Source organism: Flavobacterium sp. (assembly GCF_043720215.1).
GTDB lineage: Bacteria > Bacteroidota > Bacteroidia > Flavobacteriales > Flavobacteriaceae > Flavobacterium.
This window is the reverse complement of record NZ_JAYSSZ010000293.1, coordinates 1-2516: the sequence shown is the minus strand read 5'-3', so window position 1 is coordinate 2516 and position 2516 is coordinate 1. Positions and strand designations below refer to the sequence as shown.

Genomic DNA, 2516 nt, shown 5'->3' with positions numbered 1-2516 from the left:
CCATTTAGATACTTTACCTTGACGGATAAGAATCAGCATTTTTTCTTCGATTAATCGTGGTTTTAGGATTCGTTTGTATAAATCTAGTAACGTTTCGTTGGATATGTTTTTTCTGTCGAAATTCATTTTTATTGCAATTTTTAATTGTGGCTCAAAAGTATAAAAAAATGACAAGCAGATGAAACAGTTTTCGCGGATTTTTTTAAATAATTATGAATGATTTTGGGTATGTGCAGCCCTGATAGCAGTGGAAATCCTTTTTTGAGGTTTTTTCCGAAAAAAAGATTGCAACGGATAGCAGGAAATGGCTTCAAATAAAAAAAATATTTATACATTTGTTTTATGATGGTATTATCCATTTGTAAGTTATTAACATATTATTTAAGAGATGCAAAACATTCCTAGTGTTGACTTGCGTGATTTCCTTTCGGGTAACCCGGAACGTAAACAAAAATTTGTAAATGAAATCGGAAAAGCTTTCGAAGAGATTGGCTTCGTAGCGTTAAAAGGTCATTTTTTAGATGACAAATTGGTTGGTGAATTGTATGGTGAAATTAGAAATTTTTTCTCTTTACCATTAGAAACCAAATACAGTTATGAGATTCCAGGAATTGGAGGACAGCGTGGTTATGTTTCTTTCGGGAAAGAACATGCTAAAGGTAGAAAAGAAGGAGATTTGAAAGAGTTTTGGCACTTTGGTCAATATGTTGACAAAGATTCGAAATATGCGGCTGAATATCCTGATAATGTTGAAGTTAAAGAACTTCCTAGATTTAATGTTGTAGGAAAAGAAGCGTACCAAATGCTAGAAAAAACTGGAATTACGGTTTTACAAGCTTTGGCTTTGCATTTAGGTTTAGATGAGTTTTATTTTGATCAATATGGTTATGAAGGAAACTCAATTTTAAGACCTATTCATTATCCGCCAATTACTTCTGAGCCTGAAAATGCAATTCGTGCTGCAGCTCATGGAGATATTAACTTGATCACTTTATTAATGGGTGCTCAAGGTCGTGGTTTACAAGTTCAAAATCATGATGGTGAATGGATTGACGCTATTGCTGAACCAGATGAACTAGTTATAAATGTAGGAGATATGTTATCTCGTCACACAAATAATAGATTAAAATCGACTATTCACCAAGTGGTAAATCCACCGAGAGAATTGTGGGGAACTTCAAGATATTCTATTCCGTTTTTTATGCATCCTGTTAGCGATATGAGATTGGATGTTTTAGATAATTGTATTGATGCGGAAAATCCTAAAAAATACGACGATATTTCGGCAGGTGAATTCTTGTACGAAAGATTAGTAGATTTAGGATTAATCAAAAAATAATACTCAATTATATAGCTTTAAAGACATTGAGTTCGCTTGATGTCTTTTTTTAGTTTCATATTATATGCCATAACAAAAACTTTTTTTGAACACAGATTTAAGAAATTGGAGAAATTTTTTAAATTATTCTAATTTCTTAAATCTGTGTTCAAAAAATATTAATATACTCGCCAAACAAAAGAAATATGAAAAATTTTCCTCATCAAGAATTAACAAAATCATTAATTGGAATTTATTATGATGTTTACAACGAATTAGGATATGGGTTTCTTGAAAAAGTATATCAAAATTCAATGTTAATAGAATTAAATAAAAGAGGTTTTGAAGTTGAAAATCAAAAAAAATTAAATGTTCATTATAAAAATGAAATCGTTGGAGAGTATATTCCAGATATAATAGTAAATAATTCAGTAATTATTGAGTTAAAGTGTGTTGAATATATGGTTGAAGCCCATGAATGCCAACTATTAAATTATCTAAAAGCAACAGATTGTGAAGTTGGATTATTATTAAACTTTGGAAAAGACCCACAATTTATTAGAAAAATATTTACTAATGAATATAAAAAGTATAATAAGCATTAAGGTTTCTTTGATTTATTAAATCTGTGTTCAAAAAAAATAGAGTTATCCGCGTTCCAAAAAAATAAAATTATGGACTTACAAGACCAATTAAAAAACCTTTTCCCAAATCACGAACCTTCTCCAGAAGAAGCAATTCCAGAAGTTGAGCACGAATTATACGTTCAAAAAGACCCCATGATTTGTAAATATGAAAAACGAAAAGGAAAAGCCACCACTATTATTGAAGGCTACGAAGGAAGTGACGAAGATTTTAAAATTCTAGCCAAAGAAATAAAAATCAAACTCAGTGTTGGTGGTACTTTCAAAGACGATTCGATAATAATTCAAGGAGATTATCGTGACAAAATCATGGAAATACTTAAAATAAAAGGATTTAAAGTAAAACGTGTTGGAGGCTAAATAATTACGACCCGAGCGATAGTGAACAGACGTAGCAATTACTATAAAAAATAACTTTGTGAAACTCTGTGTCACCTTTGTGCATCTTTGTGAAACAGAAAAAAAAATAAAAAATGATAAAATCATCAGAATTAATACTAAACCCAGACGGAAGTGTGTATCACTTAAACTTGCTTCCTGAAAATATAGCACAC

At 30.5% G+C, this 2516-nt stretch carries 3 protein-coding genes; all 3 read left to right on the top strand.

The features are described 5' to 3' along the window. The first annotated feature begins 388 nt into the window (after window positions 1-388). The 3 genes from ACHZC3_RS12790 (at window position 389) to ACHZC3_RS12780 (ending at window position 2322) form a co-directional block, all read left to right on the top strand. Window positions 389-1339 carry an isopenicillin N synthase family dioxygenase gene (locus ACHZC3_RS12790; protein WP_394760262.1) on the top strand — a complete coding sequence of 317 codons (951 nt, stop codon included), beginning with the start codon at window positions 389-391 and terminating at the stop codon, window positions 1337-1339. 185 nt (window positions 1340-1524) lie between these two features. Continuing rightward, on the top strand, window positions 1525-1923 hold the full coding sequence (locus tag ACHZC3_RS12785; RefSeq protein ID WP_394760261.1) for a GxxExxY protein: 399 nt from the start codon (window positions 1525-1527) through the stop codon (window positions 1921-1923). A gap of 69 nt (window positions 1924-1992) precedes the next feature. Then, the gene (locus tag ACHZC3_RS12780) at window positions 1993-2322 is read left to right on the top strand and encodes a translation initiation factor (RefSeq protein WP_394760260.1); all 330 of its coding nucleotides are present in this window, start codon (window positions 1993-1995) and stop codon (window positions 2320-2322) included. Window positions 2323-2516 lie beyond the last annotated feature (194 nt).